Annotated in this window: 21 protein-coding genes, 1 pseudogene and 1 riboswitch; of the genes and pseudogenes, 5 read left to right on the plus strand and 17 right to left on the minus strand. The window is 48.0% G+C overall.

Annotated elements, in window-relative coordinates; genetic code table 11:
- Window positions 1-23: 23 nt before the first annotated feature.
- Window positions 24-1,664 (minus strand): dipeptidase, encoded by a 1,641-nt coding sequence (locus Tanf_RS00245; protein ID WP_014225756.1) that lies wholly within the window; start codon window positions 1,662-1,664, stop codon window positions 24-26.
- 314 nt (window positions 1,665-1,978) lie between these two features.
- Between Tanf_RS00245 and Tanf_RS00250 the strand changes: the two genes are divergently transcribed.
- Window positions 1,979-2,584: an RNA polymerase sigma-70 factor gene (locus tag Tanf_RS00250; RefSeq protein ID WP_014225755.1), complete on the plus strand. Its 606-nt coding sequence runs from the start codon at window positions 1,979-1,981 to the stop codon at window positions 2,582-2,584.
- A gap of 62 nt (window positions 2,585-2,646) precedes the next feature.
- Window positions 2,647-2,877: a hypothetical protein gene (locus Tanf_RS00255; protein WP_140230670.1), complete on the plus strand. Its 231-nt coding sequence runs from the start codon at window positions 2,647-2,649 to the stop codon at window positions 2,875-2,877.
- 112 nt (window positions 2,878-2,989) lie between these two features.
- Here Tanf_RS00255 and Tanf_RS00260 read toward each other — a convergent pair whose 3' ends face one another.
- The 7 genes from Tanf_RS00260 to Tanf_RS00290 all read right to left on the minus strand — a co-directional run bounded on the left by Tanf_RS00260 (window position 2,990) and on the right by Tanf_RS00290 (window position 9,005).
- Window positions 2,990-3,604 (minus strand): L-threonylcarbamoyladenylate synthase, encoded by a 615-nt coding sequence (locus Tanf_RS00260; protein ID WP_046824480.1) that lies wholly within the window; start codon window positions 3,602-3,604, stop codon window positions 2,990-2,992.
- A 63-nt stretch (window positions 3,605-3,667) separates the two neighbouring features.
- On the minus strand, window positions 3,668-4,249 hold the full coding sequence (gene folE / locus Tanf_RS00265) for a GTP cyclohydrolase I FolE (protein ID WP_014225752.1): 582 nt from the start codon (window positions 4,247-4,249) through the stop codon (window positions 3,668-3,670).
- 2 nt (window positions 4,250-4,251) lie between these two features.
- On the minus strand, window positions 4,252-4,728 hold the full coding sequence (locus Tanf_RS00270) for an SPOR domain-containing protein (protein WP_014225751.1): 477 nt from the start codon (window positions 4,726-4,728) through the stop codon (window positions 4,252-4,254).
- A 32-nt stretch (window positions 4,729-4,760) separates the two neighbouring features.
- Window positions 4,761-5,516, minus strand: coding sequence for a triose-phosphate isomerase (gene tpiA, locus Tanf_RS00275; RefSeq protein WP_014225750.1), 756 nt, complete (start codon window positions 5,514-5,516; stop codon window positions 4,761-4,763).
- Between the two features lie 12 nt (window positions 5,517-5,528).
- Window positions 5,529-6,800 carry a BT_3928 family protein gene (locus Tanf_RS00280; RefSeq protein ID WP_041590880.1) on the minus strand — a complete coding sequence of 424 codons (1,272 nt, stop codon included), beginning with the start codon at window positions 6,798-6,800 and terminating at the stop codon, window positions 5,529-5,531.
- The gene (locus tag Tanf_RS00285) at window positions 6,793-7,341 is read right to left on the minus strand and encodes a DUF1599 domain-containing protein (protein ID WP_014225748.1); all 549 of its coding nucleotides are present in this window, start codon (window positions 7,339-7,341) and stop codon (window positions 6,793-6,795) included. The genes Tanf_RS00280 and Tanf_RS00285 overlap by 8 nt, the downstream gene beginning before the upstream one ends.
- An 83-nt stretch (window positions 7,342-7,424) precedes the next feature.
- A complete protein-coding gene (locus Tanf_RS00290; RefSeq protein WP_080561814.1) occupies window positions 7,425-9,005 on the minus strand; it encodes a LysM peptidoglycan-binding domain-containing protein in 1,581 nt (526 codons plus the stop codon).
- Between the two features lie 355 nt (window positions 9,006-9,360).
- Between Tanf_RS00290 and Tanf_RS00295 the strand changes: the two genes are divergently transcribed.
- Together Tanf_RS00295 and Tanf_RS00300 are read left to right on the plus strand one after the other, a co-directional pair.
- Window positions 9,361-10,353, plus strand: coding sequence for a GSCFA domain-containing protein (locus Tanf_RS00295; RefSeq protein ID WP_046824481.1), 993 nt, complete (start codon window positions 9,361-9,363; stop codon window positions 10,351-10,353).
- Window positions 10,354-10,355: 2 nt separating this feature from the next.
- Window positions 10,356-12,830 carry a bifunctional UDP-N-acetylmuramoyl-tripeptide:D-alanyl-D-alanine ligase/alanine racemase gene (locus tag Tanf_RS00300; RefSeq protein WP_046824494.1) on the plus strand — a complete coding sequence of 825 codons (2,475 nt, stop codon included), beginning with the start codon at window positions 10,356-10,358 and terminating at the stop codon, window positions 12,828-12,830.
- Here Tanf_RS00300 and pnuC read toward each other — a convergent pair.
- The 9 genes from pnuC to Tanf_RS00345 all read right to left on the minus strand — a co-directional run bounded on the left by pnuC (window position 12,818) and on the right by Tanf_RS00345 (window position 26,574).
- Window positions 12,818-13,480 carry a nicotinamide riboside transporter PnuC gene (gene pnuC, locus Tanf_RS00305; RefSeq protein ID WP_236684341.1) on the minus strand — a complete coding sequence of 221 codons (663 nt, stop codon included), beginning with the start codon at window positions 13,478-13,480 and terminating at the stop codon, window positions 12,818-12,820. The genes Tanf_RS00300 and pnuC overlap by 13 nt on opposite strands.
- 35 nt (window positions 13,481-13,515) lie before the next feature.
- Window positions 13,516-15,714, minus strand: coding sequence for a TonB-dependent receptor (locus Tanf_RS00310; protein WP_046824483.1), 2,199 nt, complete (start codon window positions 15,712-15,714; stop codon window positions 13,516-13,518).
- Between the two features lie 54 nt (window positions 15,715-15,768).
- A riboswitch (TPP riboswitch) is annotated at window positions 15,769-15,864 on the minus strand.
- Between the two features lie 225 nt (window positions 15,865-16,089).
- The gene (locus Tanf_RS00315) at window positions 16,090-17,550 is read right to left on the minus strand and encodes a TolB family protein (protein WP_046824484.1); all 1,461 of its coding nucleotides are present in this window, start codon (window positions 17,548-17,550) and stop codon (window positions 16,090-16,092) included.
- Window positions 17,551-17,574: 24 nt separating this feature from the next.
- Window positions 17,575-19,044: a DUF6057 family protein gene (locus Tanf_RS00320; RefSeq protein WP_046824485.1), complete on the minus strand. Its 1,470-nt coding sequence runs from the start codon at window positions 19,042-19,044 to the stop codon at window positions 17,575-17,577.
- Between the two features lie 77 nt (window positions 19,045-19,121).
- Window positions 19,122-20,756, minus strand: a complete 1,635-nt coding sequence (locus Tanf_RS00325) for a RagB/SusD family nutrient uptake outer membrane protein (protein WP_046824486.1) — start codon at window positions 20,754-20,756, stop codon at window positions 19,122-19,124.
- A 22-nt stretch (window positions 20,757-20,778) separates the two neighbouring features.
- Complete coding sequence (locus Tanf_RS00330; RefSeq protein WP_046824487.1) at window positions 20,779-23,808, minus strand: SusC/RagA family TonB-linked outer membrane protein; 3,030 nt, start codon at window positions 23,806-23,808, stop codon at window positions 20,779-20,781.
- Window positions 23,809-24,431: 623 nt separating this feature from the next.
- Entirely contained in the window at window positions 24,432-24,923 is a 492-nt protein-coding gene (locus Tanf_RS13975) for a 3'-5' exonuclease (RefSeq protein ID WP_014225735.1), read from the minus strand.
- Window positions 24,924-25,041: 118 nt separating this feature from the next.
- Entirely contained in the window at window positions 25,042-26,145 is a 1,104-nt protein-coding gene (locus Tanf_RS00340) for an MBL fold metallo-hydrolase (protein ID WP_014225734.1), read from the minus strand.
- 93 nt (window positions 26,146-26,238) lie between these two features.
- The gene (locus tag Tanf_RS00345; RefSeq protein ID WP_052448945.1) at window positions 26,239-26,574 is read right to left on the minus strand and encodes an SDR family oxidoreductase; all 336 of its coding nucleotides are present in this window, start codon (window positions 26,572-26,574) and stop codon (window positions 26,239-26,241) included.
- Window positions 26,575-26,697: 123 nt separating this feature from the next.
- On the opposite strand from Tanf_RS00345, the pseudogene Tanf_RS14625 reads away from it, so the two are divergent.
- Window positions 26,698-26,793: pseudogene (locus tag Tanf_RS14625) on the plus strand (IS1595 family transposase); the annotation flags it as partial.

Raw genomic sequence — 26,793 nt, forward strand, 5'->3', positions numbered from 1 at the left:
TTTTATCGTTCAATGATAGAACATCATTGTACCTTCAATTGTTCACCACCTCTACGAACAATTTCCTTATAATATTCTTCGTCGTATCCCGGAAAATCGGGCGCAGCAGGAAGTCCGTACGGGTTACGCTTGAACCGGCCATCCTGCTCTTTCTTCACGTTTCCGTCAATATATTTGACCATCAGATATTCACCCAGTTTCTTCCAACGTGCGGTAGCCTGATCGGCTGTCGTCGTGCTGTACCATGTCAGGAAACGGCGTGCCTCTTCAGGACTTTTTTCATACAATGCCAACGCAGCTTTGTCGATAGCTGGGAGAACCTCACGATATCCGTTCTCCAACTCGGTTTGTACCTTACGAATATCTTCGATCATGAAACTGTATTTATGGTATGCCATATTCGCCACCCAGTTATGAATCCAGAAAGCCGAACTCCATGAAAACGTCAACATATCCCCATTGCCCACCCGGTAGCATTCGGGTACTGCCAGTGAAGAGGCATAAACAGGATTAAAGACAGTCGTGTTGGCATCGTCGACCCCAAACCATAAGATACCGCCAATGGCATCAGGCAGCCAGCTACGCATCTGCGGCACGATGACAAAACCCGTTTGCTGTGTAGCGATGGCGCGTTCGTGCAGGTATTTCTGCCCGTCTACGGTGAAGTGCATCGGACGCCAGCGGTAAGGCACCTTATACGCTCCGGCACCGATATCTTTCGTCATATCCATGCTCGTCCCCTCGTAGTGGTTACGCATAGCCTGTTGTACATCCTGCACCGATAGTTTGCGGTCAGGTTTGATATAAAGCGGCATCGGCTCTTTCGTCGCATCGCCTCTGACAAAAGCCTCGTACTTGCTCATCCCTTTGTCATACAGACGGAAAAACGACCATACACGCGCTTCGCATGCACGCAGTCCGCTGAAATCATAGGGACAGTATGCATTAGCAAAACTAAAGTCTTTGTCTTTACCTTTGAAATACCCTTTTTCACGCGCATACGAAACGACATCGGGTGCATACATACAATTCTCCTTGTCATCGAACGGAATTTGATGGATACGCGATTGGTTGGCATGCGCAGCGATGCAATCGTCCGGAATACGGATAGCGACCCACAAAGCTCCCTTGTTTCCGACTCCTTTTCCGACCATCTCCATGATCCAAACCTCGTTTTTGTCGGCAATTGAGAACGACTCACCACTGCTATAATAACCGTATTCAGCCACCAAGTCAGTCATCACCTTAATCGCTTCACGAGCCGACTTAGAACGTTGCAAGGCAATATAAATCAAACTGCCGTAATCCATAATTCCGGTTGTATCAACCAACTCCGGACGTCCGCCAAATGTGCTCTCCGTAATGGCCACTTGATATTCATTCATGTTTCCGATCACGGAATATGTCTGTGTCACTTGCGCAATCTTACCCAGCGGCTTGCCGGTATCCCACTCCGATACCTCAAGCATCGTGCCTTGCGGATACGTTGCAGCCGGCCAACGATACATTTCGCCGTAAAGCGTATGGGAATCTGCCGAATAACTAATCATAACCGAACCGTCTGTCGACGCTTTTTTTCCTACCAGCAAGCCGGTACATGCTAATACTTCAGAACCTGCCGCCAAAAACAGACAAGCGGCCCATGCGATACATTTTTTCTTCATACGTTTTGATTTTATGTTTCTCATTTTACATCTATGGGCGACAAAGATAAAAGATGTACAACGAAAAGCCAAACTTATTTAACCAAGCCTTCAAAAGCCTGCCCCTTCTTATTTATTCATTGTTGTCCGTTAAAAACGATGGATAAGCCTCCGCCCAATCATATAAATTCGGGAGAATCTTTATTAGAATTTATTTCCCGATAAAACTGAATAATATCAAGATGGTATGGGCACTTTCACCATAAAGTATTTTAACGAGACGTTCTGTTTTTTATCCTAATCAAATACTTTTATCGGGCAGCAATGACAAAAAAATGGCTTTTTTATGTAAGTTTGCAGGAAAAAGAAGGAACGAATTGGACAGGAATCATCAATTGACCGTAAGTTTCAAAGCCATGTACGTATCGTATTACGCACGGATGAAACGCTTTGCCGAAGCCTACATCATGTCGGGAGCTGATGCGGAGAACATTGTACAGGATGTATTTCTCGATTTGTGGGAGCGGCAAGACGTGCTTGAAGGGCATATCAATAAAACGGGATGGCTGTTGACTTCCGTAAAAAACAGATGCGTGGACTTCCTCCGGCACAAGATGGTCGAACAACGCTCGGCCGAGCAGCTCCAAGAGGAATACACACGTACCCTGCAGATGAAATTTGAGTCGCTGAAAGCATTCGACGAAGAATATGTTGCAGAACGCGACATTGAGTCGGTCGTATCAAAAGCCATTCAGACCTTGCCGGAAAAATGCCGACTGATTTTTATCAAAAGTAAAATCGAAGGGAAAAAACAAAAAGACATTGCCGAAGAACTCGGATTATCACTTAATACCGTCGAGACCCAGATGGGGATTGCCTATAAAAAACTGAAGATCGCCCTCGAAAAATTACTCCCCGTTCTCCTCTTTCTATTCGCATGAAACGAGTTGCTTCTTAGCGGATTTTTTATTCTTATACGTTCTATTATCAAAAAATGGAAAAGATGGACGAACAAGTACGGAGATATTTTCAAGGCATGCTTGATGACTCTGAACGATTAGATTTATTGAGAAAGGTGGATACCGATCCTCAGTTAAAATCCGAATTTATCGGGCAGCAGAACATCGAAGCATTATCGCTGCTTTCGGAACAGGAAGAAGACGAATGGGTGGCAAAACGAAAATATTCACAACTCATCCGGAGCATGAAAAAAGAAGGACCTCTCCAATCTTGACCCTCGTTTCCGACCATTTCGGTCACGACATAGTCATAGCAGCGCGTGAACTTGTAAAAAAGAGCAAGAGAAAAAGTGATTTTTCAGAAGCCTGTTTCCCGTCTTGGATCACTCAAAGTTCAATGATTCCTCTGCCCTGACGGACGATGGAAAACGGCTCCTGCGTACAGTCCACCACCGTCGATCCTTCCGTGCAGCCATAGCCACCGTCAATCACTAGGTCTACTTGTCCGGCATATTTCTCTTCTATCAGCTCCGGATCGGTAAGGTATTCCGGTTCATCGTTGCTCTCCCGGTCATAGACTGACATCGAAAGCAACGGATTGCCCAGCGCAACGGCCAGTTCACGTACAATCGGATTGTCGGGTACACGGATACCGACCTCCTTACGGCTTTTGTAGATCTTCGGCAGCTCGCCGCTTGTGGGTAAAATGAAGGTGAAAGGACCCGGCAAACAACGTTTCATCAGTTTGAAAACATGGTTGTTGATACGTGCATATTCGCTGACGGACGACAAATCCGGGCAAATAATCGAGAGATTGCTCTTCTGCGGATTGACGCCTTTGATACGGCAAATCTTTTCTACCGCACGCACATCAAGCGCATCACAGCCCATGGCGTACAGCGTATCGGTGGGATAGATCACCAATCCGCCGTCACGCAACACATTCACCACTTTATCAATGTCTTTCCGGTTCGGATGATCGGGATAAATTTTCAGCAGCATAAAAACAAGTTATTTCCTAATAGAGAGAAGATACAAGTCTCCGAAAAGGCAGACAAAAAAGCACTATTTTTTAATCAGGTTCATAAACTCTTCACGCGTTCGGGCTTGTTGAAACGAGCCGGTAAAGTCGGACGTCGTTGTCAGTGAGTTCTGTTTTTCCACGCCGCGCATCTGCATGCACATGTGTTGCGCCTCAATGACGACCATCACGCCCAGCGGGTTTAACGTTTTCTGAAGACATTCCTTAATCTGAAGTGTCATACGCTCCTGTATCTGCAAACGATGAGCAAAAATATCGACTATGCGCGGAATTTTACTCAGTCCCGTAATGTAATGATTCGGGATATAAGCCACATGCACCTTACCGAAGAAAGGTAACATGTGATGCTCGCAGAGAGAAAAAAAATCGATGTCCTTAACGATAACCATCTGCTTATAGTCCTCTTCCTTAAACATGGCTGAGGCCAACACGGCCTCCGGGTCTTCATCGTATCCCTTGAGCAGAAACTGCATGGCCTTAGCCACCCGCATGGGGGTTTTCTTCAATCCCTCACGATCCGTATCTTCACCCAACAGTTCAATGATTTGACGATAATGCTCGCTCACTTGCCGGCGTACTTCGAGTAATGCTTCGGTCTCTTTCATGCTTACCGAACGAAGGTACGAATTTCTTCTTTCGTAATAAACATCTCTTTCCGGAACGAAGGAAAGGCGGCAATCAACTTTTGCATCATGCCGTACGCTTCTTCGTACGAAAGATAGTCCCCTACACGAAGTCGCCAGAAAGGAGCGGTGTACGACACATACGTCGACAAGCCTGAGAACCGGTTCTTGATCTGCTGCTCCTTGCCGAACGCTTCATCTTTCGAATTGCGCTGATTGTTTCCGGAAAAGATCTGAATACGGTAGCCGGCCGATAAGAGATACACCCGACCGTTCACTTCTTCAGTATGCTCCGAAGCCACCGGCCGGCCAATCATCTGACGGATGGCCGAAGACTGGTGAATCGTCACCGTACCCCGACCCGGGACATCTCGTGTCAGGGCCTCAACGATGGAATCTTGTGCCATCAGCACACAGTTGCCGCACCACAAGAGCCCCAGTATAAACGCATATCGTTTCATAATTAAACGTCTTCCCGGCTCTGTCGCCTTCTTTAAAATGCCTCAATGACGGGCATAAATTTCTCTACCTCGAGCGATGCTCCGCCAATCAGCCCGCCATCTACATCGGGGTTGGCAAACAATTCTTTCGCATTGCCCGCATTGCAACTTCCGCCATACAGAATGGATGTGCTGTCGGCGACCTCCGGACCATATTGCTGCGCAATGGTATGGCGAATGTGTGCATGAATCTCCTGTGCCTGTTCCGCCGTAGCCGTTTTGCCCGTTCCGATAGCCCACACCGGTTCGTAAGCGAGCACCAACTTGCCGAATTCTTCGGCCGATAGCTCGAACAGCGATTCACGTACTTGTGCATCTACGACTTCGAAATGCTTGCCGGCCTCGCGCTCTTCCAGCACTTCGCCGATGCAGAAAATCGGTATCAGATTATGTGCCAACGCCAGCTTCACTTTTTCCTTCAAAATCCCGGGAGTCTCGTGGTAATATGCACGACGCTCCGAATGTCCGAGAATCACGTACTTAGCGCCCGTCGAAGCGACCATCGCAGCCGACACCTCGCCCGTAAAAGCTCCCTTTTCCTTGTCGGCACAGTTCTCCGCTGCCACCCCAATCTTCATCGTGTCGACGGCCGAAACGATACTTGCCAGATGCGTGAACGGTACACCTACAATCACGTCGCAATGTACGGCCTTTCCTTTCAAGGCTGCATTCAAACCTTTGGCCAGCGCCAATCCTTCGGGCAGGGTGGTGTTCATCTTCCAGTTCCCCGCAACAATATTCTTCCTCATTTGTTCAGTCTGTTAATTATATGTATTCTTTATTCCTCGATATCTACGGTTTCGAAGATAATCGTAGATCCAAACCAGCAGCAAAGGTAATACAAAAGCTGCAATTACGGATAACCAAGGGTTATGATCTGTCCGGTTTTCCATACGGTTATCGTTCAAGTATCCGTTTATCACGGTGTCTAATTCATCCTCGCCGGGGATGTCGTTATGATGCCATTTGGCCAGAATCGTACCTTCGCGAAGCAATACCATCCCCGGATTCGAGCGGATGATAGTCTTGAGCAGCACCTCGTCGGCCGTCAGGAAAGGATAATCGGCGCCCGTATGCTTCACCCATTCGGCAATATGTCCGTCGGACGAGCCTGTGACGCCATAGAAAGTCAGCTTATGCTCCATGGCATAATCATACGCATGGTTGATCTCGTCGATATGTTTGTCGCTTGCCTCTTCCAGCCGGTAAGCCACAAGCAGCATGACAATACCCGGCCGGGTAAAAAGCTCATCGGCTACATTCTCTCCCTGCTCGTTAAACAGCCCGAAGGAACTGACCTTCGGTACGAATCCCTGTTTAACGAGTCGCGCATCAACGTACGTCCATGTAGAATCATCGGCCGGAACGTCCTCTAATTTAAATTCTTTCGTTTCGCCGTTCTTCTGATAAATAAATACATATTCATCTTGCGGTGCATCGGGTGGAACCTCCATCAGCTTCGGGATATTCGCTCCCACTTTATACGGACGAAAATCGGTAATCGGCAAATGATTGTAATTCCAATAGCAGAAACCGAGACAGAAGAGGTACGAAAAAAGCCCGACAAACCAATACGACCGATACGTATAGAACGATGTCAGTTGCTTGTAATACATCCATGCAAAAACGGCTGCTGCAAGTAGAACGAGGTTCTTATAGAATGTCTGCCAGTTCGTAATGATCCATGCGTCGCCGAAACATCCGCAATCGGGCACGGGATTAAAAACCGCCAGATAAAGCGTGAGCGGCGTCATGAAACTCATGAAGATCAACACGCCGAGTGTCGTCAGCTTACGGTAGACAGCCGTCAACATACACACACCGAGCATAAACTCAACGGCAATGATGTTGAACGACAAGAGCAACTCGAACCACTTGCCGTATTCCATGCCAAATGAGGCGAGATATTCCCCGGTCTTAATGGCGGTACCCATCGGGTCTATCGCTTTGACCGTACCGGAAAAGATCAATGTCCCCCCCAATAAAACGCGACAACACTCCGCGATCGTTTTTATGAGAATTCGCTTAGGCATCTTCCCCGAAAGTCAGTTTGATCAATCCGAACAGGGCATAATTCACCATATCCCTATAATTGGAAGCGATTCCTTCCGAAGCAATCACCTTCCCGTCGTGGTCTTCGATCTCCTTCACACGGTTCAGTTTCGTCAGAATAAAGTCGGTGTACGAACTGATGCGCATCCCCCGCCATGCCTCGTCATAATCGTGGTTTTTGGCATACATCAGTGTTTGAATTTCTTTCATATGCGCATCATAAAGTTCCAAAGCCCGATGCACATCGATATCGCACGTATCGACAGCCCCCAGTTCAAGCTGTATCAACCCGATCACACCGTAATTCACAATAGCGATAAATTCGGGTCGGATGCCTTCGCCGACTTTACTCACTTTCTTCATCTCAAGGCTCCGGATACGCTTGGCCTTGATGAAAAGCTGATCGGTAATCGACTCGGGACGCATGATACGCCACGAGGGACTGTAGTCCGACAGCTTGGCCTGAAAGACCTCCCGGCATTCTCTGATCACCGCCTCAAATTGTTGTTTGGTATCTGCCATAACTCTACTTTATATAACATCAACGTGCCAATTACGGAAGATGCGACATCTTCCGTAATTGGCACAAAACGCTCTTTTCCTCTTCATGAACAACGCAGCGAACGTCCAACTTTCAAGGTCGTCGTCTTCTGTATCTTGTTCAATGTGCACAATTGCTCCACGCTCACCCCGTGACGCCGGGCGATCGCACTCAAGGTGTCCCCTTTCTTCACTCGATGATAAACGGGCGCTTTCAGACGTGCGGCGGTTTTCGTCTTCTTTGCGGCAGTCACCTTCGACTGAGCAGGCGCAACCGTTTGCCTGCTTTCCGTAACCGTAACAGAATTATCCTCCTGTATCCCGTTCTCCGATCCCCGTTTATCATCTTCTTCCGGCAACTGATCGCTTGCAGTATGTTCTGCTATAACCATTTCTTCTGTTTCTTCTTTCACGACATGCTTTGTACTATGCTTTACCGCACGGTAGCAAATCTCCTGCCCTTCATGCAAAGGGTCCGTCGGGCGGATACGGTTCAACTTGCAAAGCGCATCGACCGTCATGCTATGTTGACGCGCAATCGAATAGAGGGTCTCTCCCTGCCGTACACGATGATAAACAGGCTTTTCTTCTTTTGCAACGGCTGTTTCATCCGCTACCGTTTGTTGTGCTGGTTTCAGCCGTGTGGCTTTTTTCGAAACCCTTGCCGATGTTTTCCCGCAACGGAGCGTTTGTCCGACACGCAGCACAGATGTTTTTTTCAATCCGTTCAGACGGCACAGCTCCGTAACGGAAAGACCATGCTTCCGTGCAATGACTCCTAAAGACTCACCTTTCTTCACACGATGATAAACGATATGTTCGGATGTTGAAGTATAGAGATTGTGCCGGTTACGATAAGAGTCTTTATGAAAAACGTAAAAGTCCTGATGAGGAACACCGTTTTCGAAATCGATGATGTGGCTTGGATCAATGGCTTCGCCGAGAAAGCGTGTTTCAAAGTGAAGATGAGGACCTGTAGAACGCCCTGTATTTCCACCGAGAGCAATGGGCTGCCCTGCTTTGACGATCTCATTTTCGGAAACCAAGGGCCTCGACAGATGACCGTAGATCGTTTCGAGGCCGTTGGGATGACGAATCACTAAATAATTTCCGTAACCGCGACGTTCAAAACTCTTGATTCGTACTTTCCCACTGAATGCACTGCGAATCGTATCGCCGACATGGACTTTCAAGTCAATTCCACGGTGCATCCGGCGACGGCGTGGACCATACTTGGAAGTAATCTTCAACTCATTGTCAATAGGAATTACAAAGGTAGAACAATCAATCCTGAACGAATCCGGCATGACAATATCTCTGTCTCTGGTGCGAAAGGGATTTACCCAGCACGTATCCCAATTGGACTGATATAATTCATCGGCTGGAAAAAGAAGGTTTTCTGCTTCAATCAATTCCTCCTGCGTCGCAAATGTAACCGACTCCAATTCTCCCGTTACAATCTTTTTCTTCGTTACATCCACCCGATCCGCAATAAGTTTTGAGACTTTCCGCTCTATCGCAGGAGTTTTTAGTGCCGCAGGGAATTCTCGTTCCTGCTGTTTCTTCCTTCCTACCGGCTGTCCGTACGCTCCAACCGAAAAAAGGGCAAAGCCACATAAAATGCTTACATGTCGTAGTATAGTCATAGTTTATCCACTTCGTTTTTCAACAAAAAGTGTCCAAAGTTCTGTATTTCCAGCCTACCAGCCAAAAAAAATTATCCCAAAACCATGATAAACAGATAAAAATACGTCCTTACAATAGCTTAAATTGTTTATATTTAGCACCATATGATATTTATATGTTTTACAACATATCTCAAAACTTGCATGAATTAAGTTCAATGTTTCGTATTTCCCTGAAGATTTTTTTTCTTTGCCTGTCATATTGCATAAAATATAGCAAAGCAGCAAAGCAGTTAAAGTATAAAAAAGAACACAAAATACGGCACTTATGCTACTTTGCTACATTACTTTTAACGCATGACTATTCATAAGTGCTATGATGCTTTATACGAAAATCGATATTCCCCGATCCCCTGTCCGTTTTGCATACGAACACCGGACGATGCTCTTCGGCTCCTGCTTTGCCGAATCCATCGGGAAGCGTTTATCCGGCAGTCTGTTTCGTGCGGAGATCAATCCTTTCGGTACACTTTATAACCCTGCTTCGGTAGCCATGGCTATTGAACGACTGATAGAGGGAATGACATTCACGTCCGACGATCTGTTTCAGCATGAAGGCTTATACCACAGTTTCTTTCATCACAGCTCTTTTTCGTCCGTATCGGCCGATGAGTGCCTGCAACAGATAAACGAACGACTGCAACAGGCTGCGGTTATGTTATCGTCGGCCGACCGTATCATCATAACTTGGGGGACGGCATATGTCTATCGGTTAAAAGGGACAGGACAAACGGTAGCCAACTGTCATAAGCTTCCGGAAAAATATTTCGAGCGGGCACGCCTCTCGGTCGAAGAAATCGTTTCACTGTGGGAACCACTGATAGCGAAGTTACAGAAAAAACATCCGTCCCTGCAATGGTTGTTTACGGTCAGTCCGATTCGGCACTGGCGAGACGGAGCACACGAGAACCAGTTAAGTAAAGCGACCTTACACCTTGCTGTCGAGGCATTGCAAGAACGTTTTCCGGTACAGACCGCTTATTTCCCCGCCTACGAACTGATGATGGATGAGTTACGGGACTATCGTTTTTATGCCGACGATATGTGTCATCCGTCACCAACAGCTATCCAATACATTTGGGAGCGTTTTGTCGAAGTATGCATGGATGAGCCTGCACGTTGTCTGTTAAAGGAAGCAGAGGAGATTCGCAAAGCACTCGATCATCGGCCGTTTAATCCGCAGAGCGAGGCATACCGGCGATTCCTGACACAAACTTTGTTAAAAATAGACCGTTTCAATGAGAAAATGCCCTACCTTTGTTTCAAGCAAGAACGAAAAGATATAGAACGACTACAAACCGAACAATAATGATGAAGTATAAGATCCAAGAGATTGCCAAAATAATTGGCGCAACAAACCGCACCCTGAACGACAGTATGATCGATCGACTGCTGATCGACAGCCGTATGTTGTCGTTCCCGGAATCGACCCTGTTTTTTGCGTTGAAAACTCAGACCAACGACGGACACCGATATATCCCCGAATTATACCGGCTGGGCGTGCGTAGCTTTGTCGTCCATCATGAGCCGCCGGAAACACGGATGATGCCCGATGCCAATTTCTTGATCGTCCCGAACGTGCTCACAGCAATGCAAATGCTGGCGGCACACCACCGCAAGCAATTCGAGATACCGGTCATCGGTGTTACAGGGAGTAACGGTAAGACCATCGTCAAGGAGTTGCTTTACCAATTGCTTCATACGGATTTCAACATTGTCCGTTCACCTCGCAGTTATAACTCGCAGATCGGCGTGCCGCTCTCCGTATGGCAGATGGACGACAAGCATACGTTGGGCATCTTCGAAGCGGGTATCTCACAGCCGGACGAGATGGAGAAGCTGCAACGCATCATTCGTCCGACGATCGGCATGATCACGAATATCGGAGAGGCGCATCAGGAGAATTTCGCTTCATCGACTCAAAAATGTATGGAGAAATTATCGCTGTTCAGCGATTGCGATATCGTAATCTACAATGTCGACGATGAGTTTATCGCGCACACGCTCGACAAGGCGTGCCTCTCGCATAAGGCCGTAGGCTGGAGCCGCAAAGATTCGGATGCGCCGTTATACATTGAGAGAATACACAAAAAACAGTCTTCGACCGAAATCCACTGTGTGATGCTGAATCTGGAACAAACGTATGAAATTCCGTTTACCGACGATGCTTCGATCGAAGATGTGATTCACTGCATCGCCCTGATGCTGTATCTGAAACCGACGTCACTCAGAAACAGAAAGGTTTTTGCGGGACTGGAGCCGGTGGCCATGCGGTTGGAAGTAAAAGAAGGCATCAACGGATGTCAGCTGATTAACGACACGTACAATTCCGATATTAATTCGCTGGATATCGCGCTTGATTTTCAGCAGAGCCGTCGTGCGGAAAAAGACCTGAAAACGACCGTGATTCTTTCGGACATTCTGCAATCGGGCATGCTGCCCAAATCATTATACAGGAAAGTCGCAGAGCTGTTCCGCCGTAAGAAAGTAGACCGTATCATCGGGATCGGCCGTGACATGAAAGAATACGGCTCTGCATTCGAGATGCGCGAAAGCGAGTTCTACCTGACAACCGACGAATTTATTCATTCTCCTTCGATGAAAACCTTCCGCGACGAGTTGATTCTGCTGAAAGGTTCACGTGCCTTCCATTTCGAGCGCATCACGGAGCTGTTAGAAAAAAAGGTGCATGAAACGGTGCTTGAGGTAAACTTGGATGCGGTAGTGCACAACTTCAACCATTTCCGTTCAAAACTGCACCGCGACACGAAGATGGTTTGCATGGTCAAAGCCTTCGGGTATGGCGCCGGTTCGTATGAGGTGGCGAAGACATTGCAGGAACATCGTTGCGATTATCTGGCCGTGGCGGTGGCCGACGAGGGCGAGGCGCTGCGCAAAGAAGGAATCTCCATTCCGATCATCGTGATGGATCCGGAATTTAGCAGTTTCAATGTCTTGTTCGAGCGTCAACTGGAGCCGGAGGTGTACAGCTTCCGCCTGCTGGATGCCCTGATGAAAGAAGCCGGACGACGCGGAATCACCTCCTACCCTATTCATATCAAAATCGACACGGGCATGCACCGGCTGGGCTTTCGTCCGTCGGATGTGCGGGAGATTTGCCAACGGCTGGAACAACAAAGTTCACTCGTCGTGCGCTCCGTTTTTTCGCATCTGGTCGGGAGCGACTCGCCCGAACACGACGAATTTACACGGGGACAGATACGCCTCTTCACACAATCGGCCGAAGCCTTGGAAGCAGGATTAGGTTATCCGGTACTCAAACATATTCTCAATTCGGCCGGTATCGAACGTTTCACCGGACATCAGATGGATATGGTTCGCCTCGGCATCTCGCTTTACGGCATCAGCGCCTCGGTCAGCGAAGCGAAGAAGTTACAGCCGGTCAGTTCACTCAAAACAACGATTCTGCAAATCCGCGATGTACCGGCAGGCGATTCGATCGGTTACAGCCGCAAGACATACGCCCAACGCGATTTACGGGTGGCTATTCTTCCTATCGGCTATGCCGACGGTCTTGACCGTCATCTGAGCAACGGGGTGGGCGAAGTCGTTATCAACGGGACGCGCTGCCCGATTGTCGGAAATATCTGCATGGATATTTGCATGGTCGACGTTACGGATGCCGATGCGCAGGAAGGCGACACGGCGATTATCTTCGGTTTCCAACTTCCGGTGACTGAAATTGCCGACAAGCTGGACACGATTCCTTACGAGATTCTGACATCCATCTCGCCGCGTGTCAAGAGGATTTACTATCGCGAATAACGATTCGCCGTCATAGCGGAAGTCATCATCTTCTGCCATTGGCGGTAGCCGAAGACAGGCACAATAGAATAAACAACGTAGGTGACGGCTGTCGGGGTCATTCCTTTCCAGAAATAAAGGGTGGCGGAGACGGCACTCACGACGAGCCAAAACCACCATTGTTCAATATATTTCTGCGCGAGCATCCACATGGCCACGATGCTGAGCGCCGTCGTAAACGCATCGCCGAGAGGCACAGGGCTGTCGGTAAACCGGATCAGCACCCATGCGATCAGGGCGAATAACACACAAAAAACAGCCAACAGTTTCGGCCAGTAAGTCTTGGGAGTATACCGTATGGCCGCTCCCAAGACTGCCGTTTCACCGGATCGAAGGCTTTTCCGTTTGAGGGCAGACTCGCTTTTCCACCACCGGAACCAGCCGTAAGCGCTTGCCACGAGGTAGTAGATGTTGATCCCCATGTCGGCATAGAACTTATTAACAAAATAGATATAGATATAGAAAAGAGGGATTACGACCCCTACCGGCCACAGCCAGATGCTGGCTTTATATTCCAGCCACAGATAGATCAGCATGATCGCGGCTGCAACGATTTCAATCAATTCATATCCCATGTTGTTACGTAAAAAAGTTTCTATGTTCTTAGTCATACGGCGTCCGGACGGCGGAACAGCATATTCTTCGCTTAAAATTTCAGCGTTACACGTGCCATCATATTCGTTCCGGCCTGTGCGAAGTACCCGGAATCGGTCATACGTTTACCATCGAGGATATAGCTGTATGTCCAGCCGTTCGTTTCGTACATTTCGTTAAAGAGGTTGCGGATATTCAAGTCGAGTCCGATCTCTTTCATGAAACGGGGACGGAACGTGTATCCGATGCGCAGGTCGTTCACAAAATACGGATCCAAACTGCGCTGGCGCGATGAGGTATTGTCAAGATACTGCCGACCGACATACGACGACATGAAGGCTGCCGAGAAGCCCCTCCAATGGAAGACGAAGGTGCTTCCAAACGTCAGATTCGGAGAAAAAGCGATATCGGTCGTACCGAGATTTTTGGAGGTTTGAGGCAAGTCGTTCCCGTTGGCATCGTACGTATCGACATATTCCGTAAAGTTGCGGATTTTGTTGCTGCTCAACGTCAAGTGCCCGTTCCAGTCGAGCCACGATGCCACTTTTACCCCTCCGCTCAACTCGACTCCCATCCGGTAGCTGTCTTTGATGTTCGAGGTCAGCTGCTCTCCGATTTCACTGATTTTACCGGTAAGGATTAACTGATTGTCGTAATCCATATAGTACAGGTTCAGACCGGCACGAAAGATGCTTCCCGTGTACCGATAGCCGGCTTCGTAGTCGTAAAGCGTCTCGTAGGCAGGCTGTGCCGAAGGACCGTTCTCGGTGAAGTTATCGCGGTTCGGCTCGCGATGTGCCACGGCGAACGAAGCATAAGCATGATGACCGTTTCGCTCGAACGAAAGCCCGGCTTTCGGATTGAAGAATGAGAAGGTCTTCTTTACACGTACCTTATCACCGGCTTTATCATCGCTTCCGTTGATTTGGTAATCAATGCCGCGATATTGCAGGTCGGCATAGGCGCTTAGCGAAGGCAGGAAGCGACAGGTCGCTTTCACATAAGCGTTATAGTCGAGTTTCTCGCCACGGTTACGGTAATATTCGTGGTTGGGTTTGGGCAGCGCGGCTGAGGTCTTAACCCAGATGACACGTCCGAAGTGATCGCCGATGTAATTGTTGGCCGATGCACCGAAAGAAGCCTGCAACCGGTCGTGCGTATAATTCATGCGGAACAATGCCCCGTAAAAATCGTTTCTCAACCATTTACGACGAACAAGATCGGTTTTCTTGTGAATCTCACCCTTGGCATCTACATAGTTGTCGAGCTTGTACGATGCGTACTTCGCACCGGCCTTGTAGTCTTCGTAATATCCTTTCCCGTCGGTATAGTGCAGCGTTACGTTCAGGTTCAGTCGGTCACTGAAACGTTGCGTAGCGAGCAAGTGATAATGATGCTGCCAATAGTTGTCCGTCTGGTTATCGTAGAATTTCGTTTCGCCGTTCTCCTTATAGGCCCCGCAACTGTTGTAACGACGGTTTGTTTTAAGTTTGGCCGAATCAACCCCGTTCCATGCCTGATAAGTCACTTCGCTGCTGCCGAAAGTCTGGAACTTGATCATTGTTCCGCCGTTGTAATATGCAGCCGAGCCGTAATACGAATTCATATCCGCCCGGGCGCGTTCGATATACCCGTCGGTCTGCACATTCGAATAGCGCGCATCGAACACGAAATGCTCCCAAAGCAGTCCCGTCCCGCCGCAGAAAGTGTTCGTAAATGTCCCGAAACTGCCGGCCGACGAAACGACTTCGAGGTACGGTTTGAGCGATGGACGTTGAGTCTGCATCGAGACAGTCGCGCCGAAAGCGGCCGCACCATTGGTCGAGGTGCCTGCTCCGCGTTGAATCTGAATATTTTCGACCGACGAAGCGAAATCGGGCATGTTCACCCAAAAGACCCCGTGACTCTCCGAATCGTTGACAGGTACACCGTCGACCGTAAAATTGATCCGGTTAGCATCCGTACCGCGCACCCGCATGGATGCGTAGCCTATGCCATTCCCACCATCGGAAGTAACAACGACCGAAGGTGTCTGCATAAATAAATAGGGCAACGACTGCCCGGTATTGTTGGCCCTGAGTTCCGCCGCCGACACATTGCGAAACGCCACGGGCGTCTCTTTCCGCGCCTGCACGGCCGAGACTACCACCTCGTTCAGCTCATACACACTTGTCGAATCGACCCTTTCCTGGGCCATCACCGATACGCCGGACAACAATAAGCCGGCTACTCCATAACAAATCTTCCTCATTTTCTTTTCGTTTTAAATAAAATGGGGAGCTACGAAATATACAGAAAAAAAGAGACAAAAAAACCTACATCTTCCTACGCCGGCATTACCCGGATCAGGTGTAAGGGTATGATCTCAGCCTGTAAAAGTAAGGCACCCCTGTTATATAAATTCGGAGGCAAAGGTAATCATTTTTATCATCAGACGTTCATCTAACCCGGATTTTTCGGGAGCTGACGCATCAAAACCCGATTGAGGACGAGATGCGGTACGGGACGAAGATAATGAGAAATATGCGCGGAAACTTCCGTGCATCGACGAAAGGCTTAGCGAGCTTCGCGGAGACTTCCGGAGGCATCCTTACGAAGGCGCTATTTCTCTCTATTTTCAGCCATCTCAACGAGTCGTTCGGAGCGCTGCCCGACCGATTGCCTCCAAAAAGTCTTTATTCTTTTCTACCGGCGCTTTAATCAGCTCCGGAACATTATATGTGTACGTAAACGTATCGTAAAACTCCGGATCTTTCTGCGGAAGCAGAAAAGGTTTTCCGGCACGTCCGGTACGACGGTCGAATGCGGCCAGATAAGGACGCGCCCAAAGTCCGTCCATACGTTTACTGCTAAAAACAAACCAATCGCCCGACGAGGCCCACGTATGATAACTGTCCACATCGTTGCTGTTCACTTCGTCAAGCACACGTATCGCTCCGCTTTGCAAATCCATCAGATACAAGTCGCTTTCAGGATGCCAGATCGAGAAGTTCCCGTAATCGAACTGCGTAAACATCAAATATCGTCCGTCGGGCGAAACACGCGGAAAAGAAACGGAACGACCGAAAGCAGACGCCTGATAGACGCATTCAAGATCGTACAGGCGTTCCTCTTTTTCGTCGAAACGAATGCGATACAAGTCGTACCGGATACTGTCGAGCGGCATTGCGGGAGCATACGCTGCCGCACGACAAAAATAAAGCGTTGTTCCGTCGGGCGACCAAGCAGGAAAAGTCTCCATATAGTCCCGTGTATAAACGAGCGAGTCGGTGAACATCCTTCGGGTCTGCGTATCGTAAAGTACCAAATCGGCATCGAGGTCGGACACTTCAATCGGTTTCTTGCCCGAAGCGTGAAAGAACTGCTGGATCTCATTCATCGAAAAAGCGATGTAACGTCCTTGCGGATGCCAGACCGGATACGTCGCCCCGTTTTTATACCCTTCCGGTTTGAGGTTCACCTTCTCGGTCTGTCCGTTACGGCGAATCAGCGTCCCTCCTTGCTTTCCGCGTATATGCAGCATCATCGTCGCAGGTGAGTTGAGAGTGAACGAATGGCAGTTCACACATTGTTTGCCGAAGTCGCGGTTTTCCAGCAGCGGAGTCTCCTTATACGAAGTCAAATCGCGCTGATAAATTCCCATTTCGTTCCACAATTCATACCCGGGATACAGGAGACGATAAACGAGAAAAGGGTCTATCGGATGCTCGGATACGGTGTCGATAATATCCGCATAGCGTATCCACTTTTCTTCTTTCAGCAAACTGATACGAAAGAAAATCTCCTTGCCCTGTGCCTCTTTCAGCAGACTTTTCCATTTTTTTTCCGGGATATGCACCGTCGGATCTTTGCTGCGAATGAGGATCGTCACGTTTTCCGCATAACCGATCTCCGTCTGATAAGCCTCCGCCGTATCACGGATGACGAAATTGGGCGGAGCTATATTGATGGGAAAGGTAACGCCGGCATAATCGGGATATATCTTCGGCTGTGCTTCACGATGTGCTTCGGGAGCATGATAGGAAACGCATCCGGCAAGCACGCAAGCAATCAGCAACAGGAAGTATGCAAGAGATCGAGTATTCATATCGATTGTTTCTAAATTTGTCGTTTAATCACGGATCACTTTCGGTCCGTAAGGGCTGATATAATTGAGGTAAAACCAGTACGTATTCCCAAACTCGGCCTGTAAGGCCTCCATCTGTTCGGCTTGTGCCAGTCGATAGTAACGATCGAAACGGCGCTTAGTATCTTCACCGACGGTAAGGCCGGTCATCTCAAACACCTTCTCCCGGCCTACGCCAAGTTCGTAAATATAAAGAGCTTCCTCATAAGTCTGCGGTAAACGAGGATAAGCAAAACGGCGCATAAGCGGGAGATTTTGAGCAAACCGCTCCACGTGATTACTCAGCAGCAAATGGCTCATCAGGTATTCAAAAGCCATACGATTGGTCGTATCTTTTTCGCACAAATACCGGAGTTCGGGACCGAGATTCAACACATTGGAAAAACGTGCAGGAATATCGTCGACGTTTGGCAGCGCATTTCGAGGCAACGACGTATCGGACGTACCGGCAAGCTGTTCGAGCCGGAGCGCTTCGTCACGATAGAAGAGCGATTGCTTCAGCAGATTGATAAAACGCTGCGCAACGCGCGGACGACCGTTCGAGAGATTATAACGAGCCAGATTTAGCAGGTGCGGCGCCGTCTCTCCCCACACGACCATCGCCTCGAACTCCCAGCGATGTGCCTCGTTAAGGTAGCCCAATTTTTCATAAAGCAAGTATCCGTATTCGCTCTCACGACTGTTTCCGTCCCACGGAAAATAGAGGCTCTTGACCCCCAATGCCTGCGGATAGTCAAACAAGCGATAAGGCAATGAACCGGTATGATATAATGCCAGATTGTGAAAATAAGCGATCAGATGATTGCTTCTCCCGCGGTTAAGGTAATTTTCGGTATATTCCAATACTTTGTTCCAATCTTCGGCCTTAGCTGCCTGCTCGGCCTTAAGCATGATACGCTCGCCTACGGAATACGATTTCAAAAAGAATACATAGCCACCTGCCGCGTATACGGTTAGGAGAATTACGGTCAGCCAAATGCGGCCATAACGGCCGAAAGGCTGCGGCCAACGGACGATTTTTCGTTGCGGTCTTACAAATAGCAGCAGCAGATTGATCAGTAACAAAAGCAGGAACACCCCCACGACCGTTTTGAGGGAATGATCGACAGACATGGTATAAAAGAAAAGGCAAAGCGAAGGGACAACGGCCGGTTGCAACGGATCTTCCCCTTCGATGAATATTCGGATGATACGGTCTGTTAAAAAATAAACGGAAGCAAGTATAAAAGCCAATAGAGCGCTTCCCGCCGTGGGATTGTAAAAGAATTGAATCACAAAATTCGTGACGTATTCCAGCCAGCCTTCGGAGGCGAAGATCTGTCGCCGGTACGAAGTGGAGTAAAGAAACAGATGATGCTGCTCATGATACGTAATTACGTGCGACAAGGCTCCCCGATAAACCGTAAAATAAACGAGGAAAAGCAGGCTGAACAGAACGTATTTCAAATATTTCATTGTATGGTAAAAAAAGTGAATAAGGCTGCCCTGCAAAAAGAATTGCAGAACAGCCTTTTTATACCGCTTAGGCGGCATTAATTCGGATAACCCGGATTCTGTGTCAGAGCCGGATTCAAATCACGCTCCTCCTGCGGGATGGGATAGACGTAATTATGATCTTCGTACTTACTACCGGTCAACTTCACATTCTCTCCTTCGTAGAGAATGCAAATCTTTCCTCCGTCTTCTTTTTTTGCATCGGGCGAATCGACCAGCTTGTATTTCAGCCCGAGGAACGGTTCATTGAGCACTTTTTTGGCAATACCCCAGCGACGAATATCCCACTGACGTTTGCCCCCTTCGAGTGCAAACTCCACGCGCCACTCGTTACGGATACGCTGACGCAGATCGTCCTGTGTCCCGCAATACGTCGGTTTGCTTGCATCCGTCTTTTGCAGCTCAGGCATACCGACACGTTTGCGCACGGCATTCACAGCCTTGAACGCCTCATCATCGAGCGGTGACAACTCATTCTTAGCTTCGGCATACGTGAGCAACACCTCGGCATAACGTATCAATACGGCATCTTTACCCATATCCCAGCCTTTTGACAAAGGATCGATGGACGGATCGAGCCATTTCTGCTGATAGTAACCGGTAGCCGTGGCATCGCCATGCTGACCGATTCCGGTCGGAGCAGCCGATTTCAACGGAGCCACGTTGATGGTCACCCCGTACAGGGTCTCTCCGTGGTGCAGCACATTCACTTCCAGACGCGGGTCGCGCTTCTCAAAAGGCTTTTTCGGATCGTAAAGCGTCGACTTGGCAATCGGAGCACCCTCGATATCTTCAAAAGCATCGACTAAGCTCTGTGTAGGGTTAATACCACCCCATCCTTTCGTCGGGAAAGCTTCCCAACCGATCAAAAACCACGAGTTTTCGGCTTCCTTGAATTGTTTAACCAGAATAAATTCCTTGCATCCGTCGGCCTTCTCCCAGAAGAGTTCCTGATACTTGCCGGTATTCTGCTCATCATATAAATTATATTCGTTCAAGTCCATGACTTTCTTCGCGCTTTCGGCAGCCACATCCCATTTCCCATAATATAAGGCCGCACGTGCCTTCATAGCCAACGCAGCCCCTTTGGTTACGCGACCATATTCCGATGAGCTCCAAGACTTAGGCAAATATTCGATGGCTTTATCGAAATCTTGCATCACCTTTCCGTATACCTCCTCACGGGGAGTACGCACGATGCCTTCCTGATCACTTAACGATAACGGCTTGTCGATATAAGGAACATCGCCGTAGCTGCGTATCAGATCGAAATACTGGAATGCGCGGAAGAAATAAGCCTGACCAAGCACGCGATTCTTCTTTTCGCCGTCATAGTTGGGAATAAGATTGACCTTACTGAGCACGATATTCGCTTTACGGATCGCTGCGTAGCTCCCTTTCCATCCGAAATCCTGTGGGTCGTAAACTCCTTTCGAAATATTTCCGGCCGCCCATTTGATACCGTGCACTGCATCGTCCGAATTAATCGCATCATCCACGTCCCAGTAAGGGAGTGAAGTATACAGGTTTGAGACCGCTTTTTCCGCATCGTCGGGCGATCTCCAAAAGCTCTTATCCGATAGCTCTTCAAGGGGATAACGATCCAGATCGACACAGGAAGTCGTTCCCAGCACGGCTATCGCAGCAGCAATATATAGATGTGTTATTTTCATTGTTCTTTTTATTTTAAATAATTTAGAATGTCATTTTCAGTCCCAGTGAAACTTTCTTCACGTTCGAATAAAAAGCTCCTCGCGTATCCGAAGGCGATTCGGGATCTAATCCGTCAAGTCCGGAGAAAGTCAATAAATTCTCACCCGAGACAAAGACCTTCAACCGGTCGATACCTGCTTTGCCAAGCAATTGCTTAGGAAGGGTATAACCGAACGAAATATTTTTCAGACGGACATACGAAGCATCTTGAAGCCAGAACGACGAAACAGCATAGTTCGTCTGTGAGTCTTTGGTGATACGCGGATACGAAGCGTTATGATTCCCCGGCGTCCAGCGGTCGAGGTGTCTTTTGAGTACTTTTCCACTGTTGAAAAAAGAATATGAAGCCTCTCCCGTGTAATAGGCATCGACGTCGAAAGCGCCTTGCCAAAGCATCGAGAAGTCAAAATCTTTATAATAGAGACCCACGTTTAATCCGCCGGTCCAGCTCGGAAAGTTTTTACCGATTACCCTACGGTCGTCACCGGCAGTGATTTTTCCGTCTTCATTCAGGTCTTTGTATTTAATATCGCCCAGCTTTTCACGTCCCAAACGCTTGGGATGGTTCTTCAGCTCTTCTTCGGTATTAAAATAGCCGTCAGCCACGAATCCGTAGAACGAACCGATGGGATGCCCTTCCAAACGCCAGATATTTTCGTTATCCGGATCTTTCCCCTCGGTACCGAACATATTCGTGATTTCGTTCTTTACGTATGCTACATTGAAGTTGACGCTATATCTGAAATCTTTATTGATACGGTTGTTGTAGAAGACATTCAAGTCAAATCCGGTATTCTCCACATTTCCGGCATTCTGCGCCGGAGGATTCATCCCGATCACGCCCTGAACAGGGAGGTAAAGCAACATATCGTTTGTACGTTTTTTGTAAAGAGACAGTTCGAAGCCGACCATGTTGTTCAGGAATGCAGCTTCAAGACCCAATTCATAGTTGGTCACGGTCGCCCATTTCAAGTTTGAATTCACGTAGCGTGATTCATGCACCGTCGAGTAAAGCGTATTGCCGAACATGGTCAAGTGATTTTTAGCATTATAAGCATACGTCGAAACGGCCGGATAAATATCATCGCTTTTCAACTCTTCATTACCGGTTCTCCCCCACCCCAGACGCAACTTAAGATTGCTGAGCCAGTCGAAGCGATCTTTGATAAATGCTTCTTCGGAGAGTCTCCATCCGGCCGAGAAAGCCGGGAAGAATCCCCAGCGGTTATCTTTCGGGAAACGCGACGAGGCATCGGCGCGCATGTTGGCCTCGAACAGGTATTTGTTCTCGTAATCATACTGAATACGTCCGAAGTATGAAAGACGCGCCGTTTCATGTCCGCCGTCAAGGTTTTTTTGCGACGAGGCATCGAGCGTATTGAGCGATTCGGGAAGATCATCGCTTCCACCGCCGGTACGACTCGTTTCGGTGTATCGATACGTATATTCCACCTGTTCGGCACCTGCCAAAAGACCGATCGTATGTTTGTCGAATGTTTTGTTGTAATTAGCCAGTAACTGCGATGTGTACCAGTTCCAGTTATAATAATTATGATATCCTTCGCGCTTACCGGAGTCAAACTTACTATATTCCCAATGTCTTTTGAACTTACGCAGATCACGGGCATCGTGGCGTAGCGAGTAAACCCCTTTGATGCTCAATCCTTCAATCGGAGTCAAGGTAAGGTAAGCTGTTGCATTGAGTTGCTGATCGATCCTGCGGTAAAGTCCCGTGCGTCCCTGATGGGCAACAGGGTTCTTCAGGTTGTTGTAACTGAAATTCCCGTCTTTGTCATAAATCCCTAACGTAGGGGGAATACGGTTCACGTATTGCAGCAATTCCGCAAATCCTTCAAACTCGTCCCGATCCGTTCCGCGATAAGCCGAAGCATTCAATCCGACACTTACCCACTTGTTGATTTTCGAGTCGAGATTGATACGACCATTATACCGGTCATAGCTTTTTTCCTGCGACAATCCGTCCTGAAAAAGATAAGCCAGTGAAGCCATATACGTCGTACTTTCCGATCCACCGCTGATCGATACATTGTGTTGCGTTTCGAGCGCTCTCTTTTTCATTACCGCATTATACCAGTCCGTGTCGGGATGTCCGATCGGGTCGGAGCCATCGCGGAATTTCTGGATATCTTTGTCTGAGAACGGCAGCGGAGCATTCGGATTTTCGTTACGTGTAGCTTCGTTATACAACATGGCAAAATCGGCTGCTCCGAGGAAATTGAGTCGGGCGGTAGGGCTTGCCCACGACACTAATCCGGAATAATTGACACGGGCGCTCTGTCCTGCTTTTCCTTTCTTGGTGGTGATCAAGATGACCCCATTGGCAGCCTGCACACCGTAAATAGCCGACGAAGCGGCATCCTTCAAAACAGAAATCGACTCGATATCTTGCGGATCAATCGAGTTCATGCTTCCCGGTACTCCGTCGACAATTACCAACGGACTGGCAGCATTGATCGAGTTCTTACCGCGGATGGTGATCGTTCCCGTCTGGGCGCCCGGCGCACCGGAGTTCTGGATCGTCGTTACTCCCGGCATCGTTCCGGCCAGTGCGGCGGAAACGCTCGCCACCGGACGCGCCTCAAGCGCCTCGGCCTGAAGCGAAGCAACGGAACCCGTTAAGTTCGCCTTCTTTTGTACACCGTAACCTACGACTACGACTTCGTCCAGCACCTTATCGTCAGACCTCATCGTCACGTCGATCGTTGTTCGTCCGGCCACCGCCACCGTTTGGGTTTGCATCCCCATATAGCTGAAGGTAAGTTTGCCTCCGGATGGCACATTCTCCAATACATACTTCCCGTCGATATCGGTAATCGTACCGATCGTGCGGTTACTCTCTACCACAACGGATGCTCCGATAACGGTCAAGCCCGTATCGTCCACGACCGTACCGCGTACAGTAACGGTCTGAGCAAACGTTCCCAACGATACTGTCCACAGCAGGGCAAACAGTATTCCTTTCCATTTACAGATTGAATGTTTACGTTTCATTCTTAATTGTTTTTAATAATACTATGTTTATTGTTCCATTCGTTCATCTCATCTACAGTCTTTGCGTTCCGGGCATAGAAGTATCATCTCCTTTCGTGTCCGAAAGGAAGCATACCGGTATCGGGCCGTACAAAGAAATACCGCCTGCGATATCGGGAAAGAATAAATTTGGTTTCGGAAAAAACGGGAGAAAAGCCGGTTAAAAACTCGGCAGAATAATTAAATAAAAGCACCCCCCCCATGTTAATATTTGCAAATATTAACAAAAATATCTTTGCCATACTCTCGTATAGAGTGCAAAAGCCTCGAAAAGTGTTCTTATTCCTACTTATCGACATCTTATTATCTGACTTTGTATGGCTCACTTTTTTATCTTCAAGCTGTTTTTTTTAGAATCCGCAAAAGTATCCGTTTTTTTTAGAATAAAATAACAACCATATATGTTATATAACATGTTTTCAATTCAATTGAGTCATTCGCAAAGAAAATTCACGCTATCCCCTGCATAACGACGTATAATTTTATCATTTATTGATAAAATAATTTTCAAAACACATTGTTCTCTCACAGACAACGCCATGCGCATGACAAGATGCAATCGTAATGAGTTTTGATTTTCTCCTTTAAAAGAGTTGCAAAGCAATATGGGCACAAGCTTCAGCGTCGGCGAGTGCATTATGATGATTCTCCAGGTCGAAGCCTATATGTTGAGCGACGGTTTCTAATCTGTGGTTGGGCAGATTGGGGAATACTTTGCGTGCACGTCGGCAGGTACAGAAGAACTTATTGGTATGCAACGGGAGTTTATAAGCGGCAAGCACGGCATGCAGACAGCCTTCGTCGAATGGACTATTGTGGGCTACAATAGGCAAATCGCCTATTTGGGGCTTGACCTCGTCCCATATTTCGGGGAAGAGGCTCTCGGTGTCGGTATCGTGCCGAGTGATACCGTGTATCTTCGTGTTGAAATAGTTGTAAAAATTCGGGTAGGGTTTTATCAGTCGGTAATAGGTACGCGTAATCTCAGCATTATCGACAAAGACGAGTCCTATGCTGCACACACTGCTGGGGTTTCGGTTGGCGGTTTCGAAATCTAATGCAACGAAAGTGTTCATTATCTAAATCGGTGTGTATAGTACACAGGCATTGGGTTAGTTAGTAGTAATATTTTGGGGCAAAATTAGGAATAAGTTTCGGGTTGTGCAATATTGATAATCGGGAATATATCGACTGTTACCTGAACCAGAGGTCGAAAGTCTGGTTGCGGTCGAGGAAGACGACTTCGCCTATCTTGGGGGTAATCACATTCAGACTGTCCTCTTTGGCGTATGCCTGTACGTTGTTTAGCGGTTCGTACCAAGGGTGTTGTGCCAACACAAATTTGGAATTATGCCCTGTGAAATAACGCTTAGCACCTATATCGTTGAGGGCTTTGCGGAGGTCGGCAGGGAGGAAGTGGATATGCTTCCAATTCTCGTTGTATTGACCGTTTTCCATTAGAGCAAGGTCGATATTGGGGAAGCGTTTGCCTATCTCGGCGATATGTTTGCCGTAACCGCTATCGCCGCCGATATAAATAGTATAAGTGCCCGTCTCGAGCGTAAATGACCCCCAGAGCGATTGCCTCTGCTTGAGCCCGCGTCCCGAGAAGTGGCGAGTAGGCAGACAGGTCAATTTGAGGTCGGCAATGTGGATTTCGTCGTTCCAGTCCAACTCCGTAATTTTGGCTGTATCGAAGCCCCAATATTCGAAATGAGCCCCTACTCCCAGCGGACAAACCACGTGCCCAATGCGGTCTTTGAGCTCTTTCATTACTTTATAATCGAGATGATCCCAATGGTCGTGAGTAATGATAAGCACCTCGATAGTATCGGGCATATCAGCCGATGAATAGTTGTAAGTCGCCTCAAAAGGTTTTACCATAAACGGAAAAGGTGACGCCGAATGAAACACAGGGTCTACAAGCAATTTGGTATTGTTTACATTGAGCAAGTACGACGAATGCCCAAACCACACCATCGTATTGTCGGGCAGGCTATGCAGGTCAGTTTGCACAGCGGGGAGTGCTTTCTTAGGAGATAGGTCTTTCACATCGGGGAAGAAGAAATCGTACATAGTTCGCCAAGTAGACTTGCGTGAAGTCATTTGTGGGGTTTCTTCCAAGTTACGAAACTCTCCATTCCGATAGTTAGGTGACTGCTCGATACGTGCCAAGCGTTTGCCTGACGGTACTTTTCCAAAGCTCGGCAAGTTCAGTACAATAGCAGCCCCGATGCCAATGACGGCAACGAGGATTAGAATAGTATATAACATTCTTTTGAGGATTTTTCTTAACATTCCTTTTCTTAATATTGTATAGCCGACAAAGGTAAGTAAAATGTTCGGTATAGACTATACCTTATTTTCTGTCGGATTCTGAATATTGCCAAACTAGTAGGCAGCCGTTACACCGCCGTCCATCAGGAAGTCGGAACCGGTGATAAAAGCTCCGCGATGGGTGAGCAACAATTCGCCTACTTCATCGGGAGTAGCGGCACGCCCCATAGGTAACTGTGCCAACATACGGCGGTAGCCTTCACCCCTTGGACCGTTGAGTTCGTTGTTTGCCAAAGGCGTGATCACAATACCCGGACTGATGGTGTTGATACGGGCTTTCTTCTCACCCCAACAGATAGCCTCAGCCATTATGCGTAAGCTGTTTGCACGCTTGGACACCTGATAAGCACGAAGCGAATCGGCGATGTTTTGGGTGATAGGCAGATTCAATAAATCTTCTGCCTGCGAGCAATAGCAATCCCTATTGCCCCTGCTCCTATGACTACGATAATGTCTTTAATGAATCTCCGCATATTTACCTAAAATAATTATCTTTGCAAAAAAAATAAGGCAATGACACTGATCGATTTTTTATCTCACTTTCCAGACGAAGAAAGCTGCAAGCAAAAGTTTAAGGCATATCGCGACCAAGTAGGAGTTGTTTGTTCC

Source organism: Tannerella forsythia, from assembly GCF_001006485.1.
In the GTDB taxonomy this organism is placed as follows: Bacteria; Bacteroidota; Bacteroidia; order Bacteroidales; family Tannerellaceae; genus Tannerella; species Tannerella forsythia.

Coding starts and splice junctions, on each gene's coding strand:
- Tanf_RS00245 (WP_014225756.1), bottom strand. CDS start 1,664: ATGAAGAAAAAATGTATCGCATGGGCCGCTTGTCTGTTTTTGGCGGCA.
- Tanf_RS00250 (WP_014225755.1), top strand. CDS start 1,979: ATGGCTTTTTTATGTAAGTTTGCAGGAAAAAGAAGGAACGAATTGGAC.
- Tanf_RS00255 (WP_140230670.1), top strand. CDS start 2,647: ATGGACGAACAAGTACGGAGATATTTTCAAGGCATGCTTGATGACTCT.
- Tanf_RS00260 (WP_046824480.1), bottom strand. CDS start 3,604: ATGCTGCTGAAAATTTATCCCGATCATCCGAACCGGAAAGACATTGAT.
- folE (WP_014225752.1), bottom strand. CDS start 4,249: ATGAAAGAGACCGAAGCATTACTCGAAGTACGCCGGCAAGTGAGCGAG.
- Tanf_RS00270 (WP_014225751.1), bottom strand. CDS start 4,728: ATGAAACGATATGCGTTTATACTGGGGCTCTTGTGGTGCGGCAACTGT.
- tpiA (WP_014225750.1), bottom strand. CDS start 5,516: ATGAGGAAGAATATTGTTGCGGGGAACTGGAAGATGAACACCACCCTG.
- Tanf_RS00280 (WP_041590880.1), bottom strand. CDS start 6,800: ATGCCTAAGCGAATTCTCATAAAAACGATCGCGGAGTGTTGTCGCGTT.
- Tanf_RS00285 (WP_014225748.1), bottom strand. CDS start 7,341: ATGGCAGATACCAAACAACAATTTGAGGCGGTGATCAGAGAATGCCGG.
- Tanf_RS00290 (WP_080561814.1), bottom strand. CDS start 9,005: ATGACTATACTACGACATGTAAGCATTTTATGTGGCTTTGCCCTTTTT.
- Tanf_RS00295 (WP_046824481.1), top strand. CDS start 9,361: ATGATGCTTTATACGAAAATCGATATTCCCCGATCCCCTGTCCGTTTT.
- Tanf_RS00300 (WP_046824494.1), top strand. CDS start 10,356: ATGAAGTATAAGATCCAAGAGATTGCCAAAATAATTGGCGCAACAAAC.
- pnuC (WP_236684341.1), bottom strand. CDS start 13,480: ATGACTAAGAACATAGAAACTTTTTTACGTAACAACATGGGATATGAA.
- Tanf_RS00310 (WP_046824483.1), bottom strand. CDS start 15,714: ATGAGGAAGATTTGTTATGGAGTAGCCGGCTTATTGTTGTCCGGCGTA.
- Tanf_RS00315 (WP_046824484.1), bottom strand. CDS start 17,550: ATGAATACTCGATCTCTTGCATACTTCCTGTTGCTGATTGCTTGCGTG.
- Tanf_RS00320 (WP_046824485.1), bottom strand. CDS start 19,044: ATGAAATATTTGAAATACGTTCTGTTCAGCCTGCTTTTCCTCGTTTAT.
- Tanf_RS00325 (WP_046824486.1), bottom strand. CDS start 20,756: ATGAAAATAACACATCTATATATTGCTGCTGCGATAGCCGTGCTGGGA.
- Tanf_RS00330 (WP_046824487.1), bottom strand. CDS start 23,808: ATGAAACGTAAACATTCAATCTGTAAATGGAAAGGAATACTGTTTGCC.
- Tanf_RS13975 (WP_014225735.1), bottom strand. CDS start 24,923: ATGAACACTTTCGTTGCATTAGATTTCGAAACCGCCAACCGAAACCCC.
- Tanf_RS00340 (WP_014225734.1), bottom strand. CDS start 26,145: ATGTTAAGAAAAATCCTCAAAAGAATGTTATATACTATTCTAATCCTC.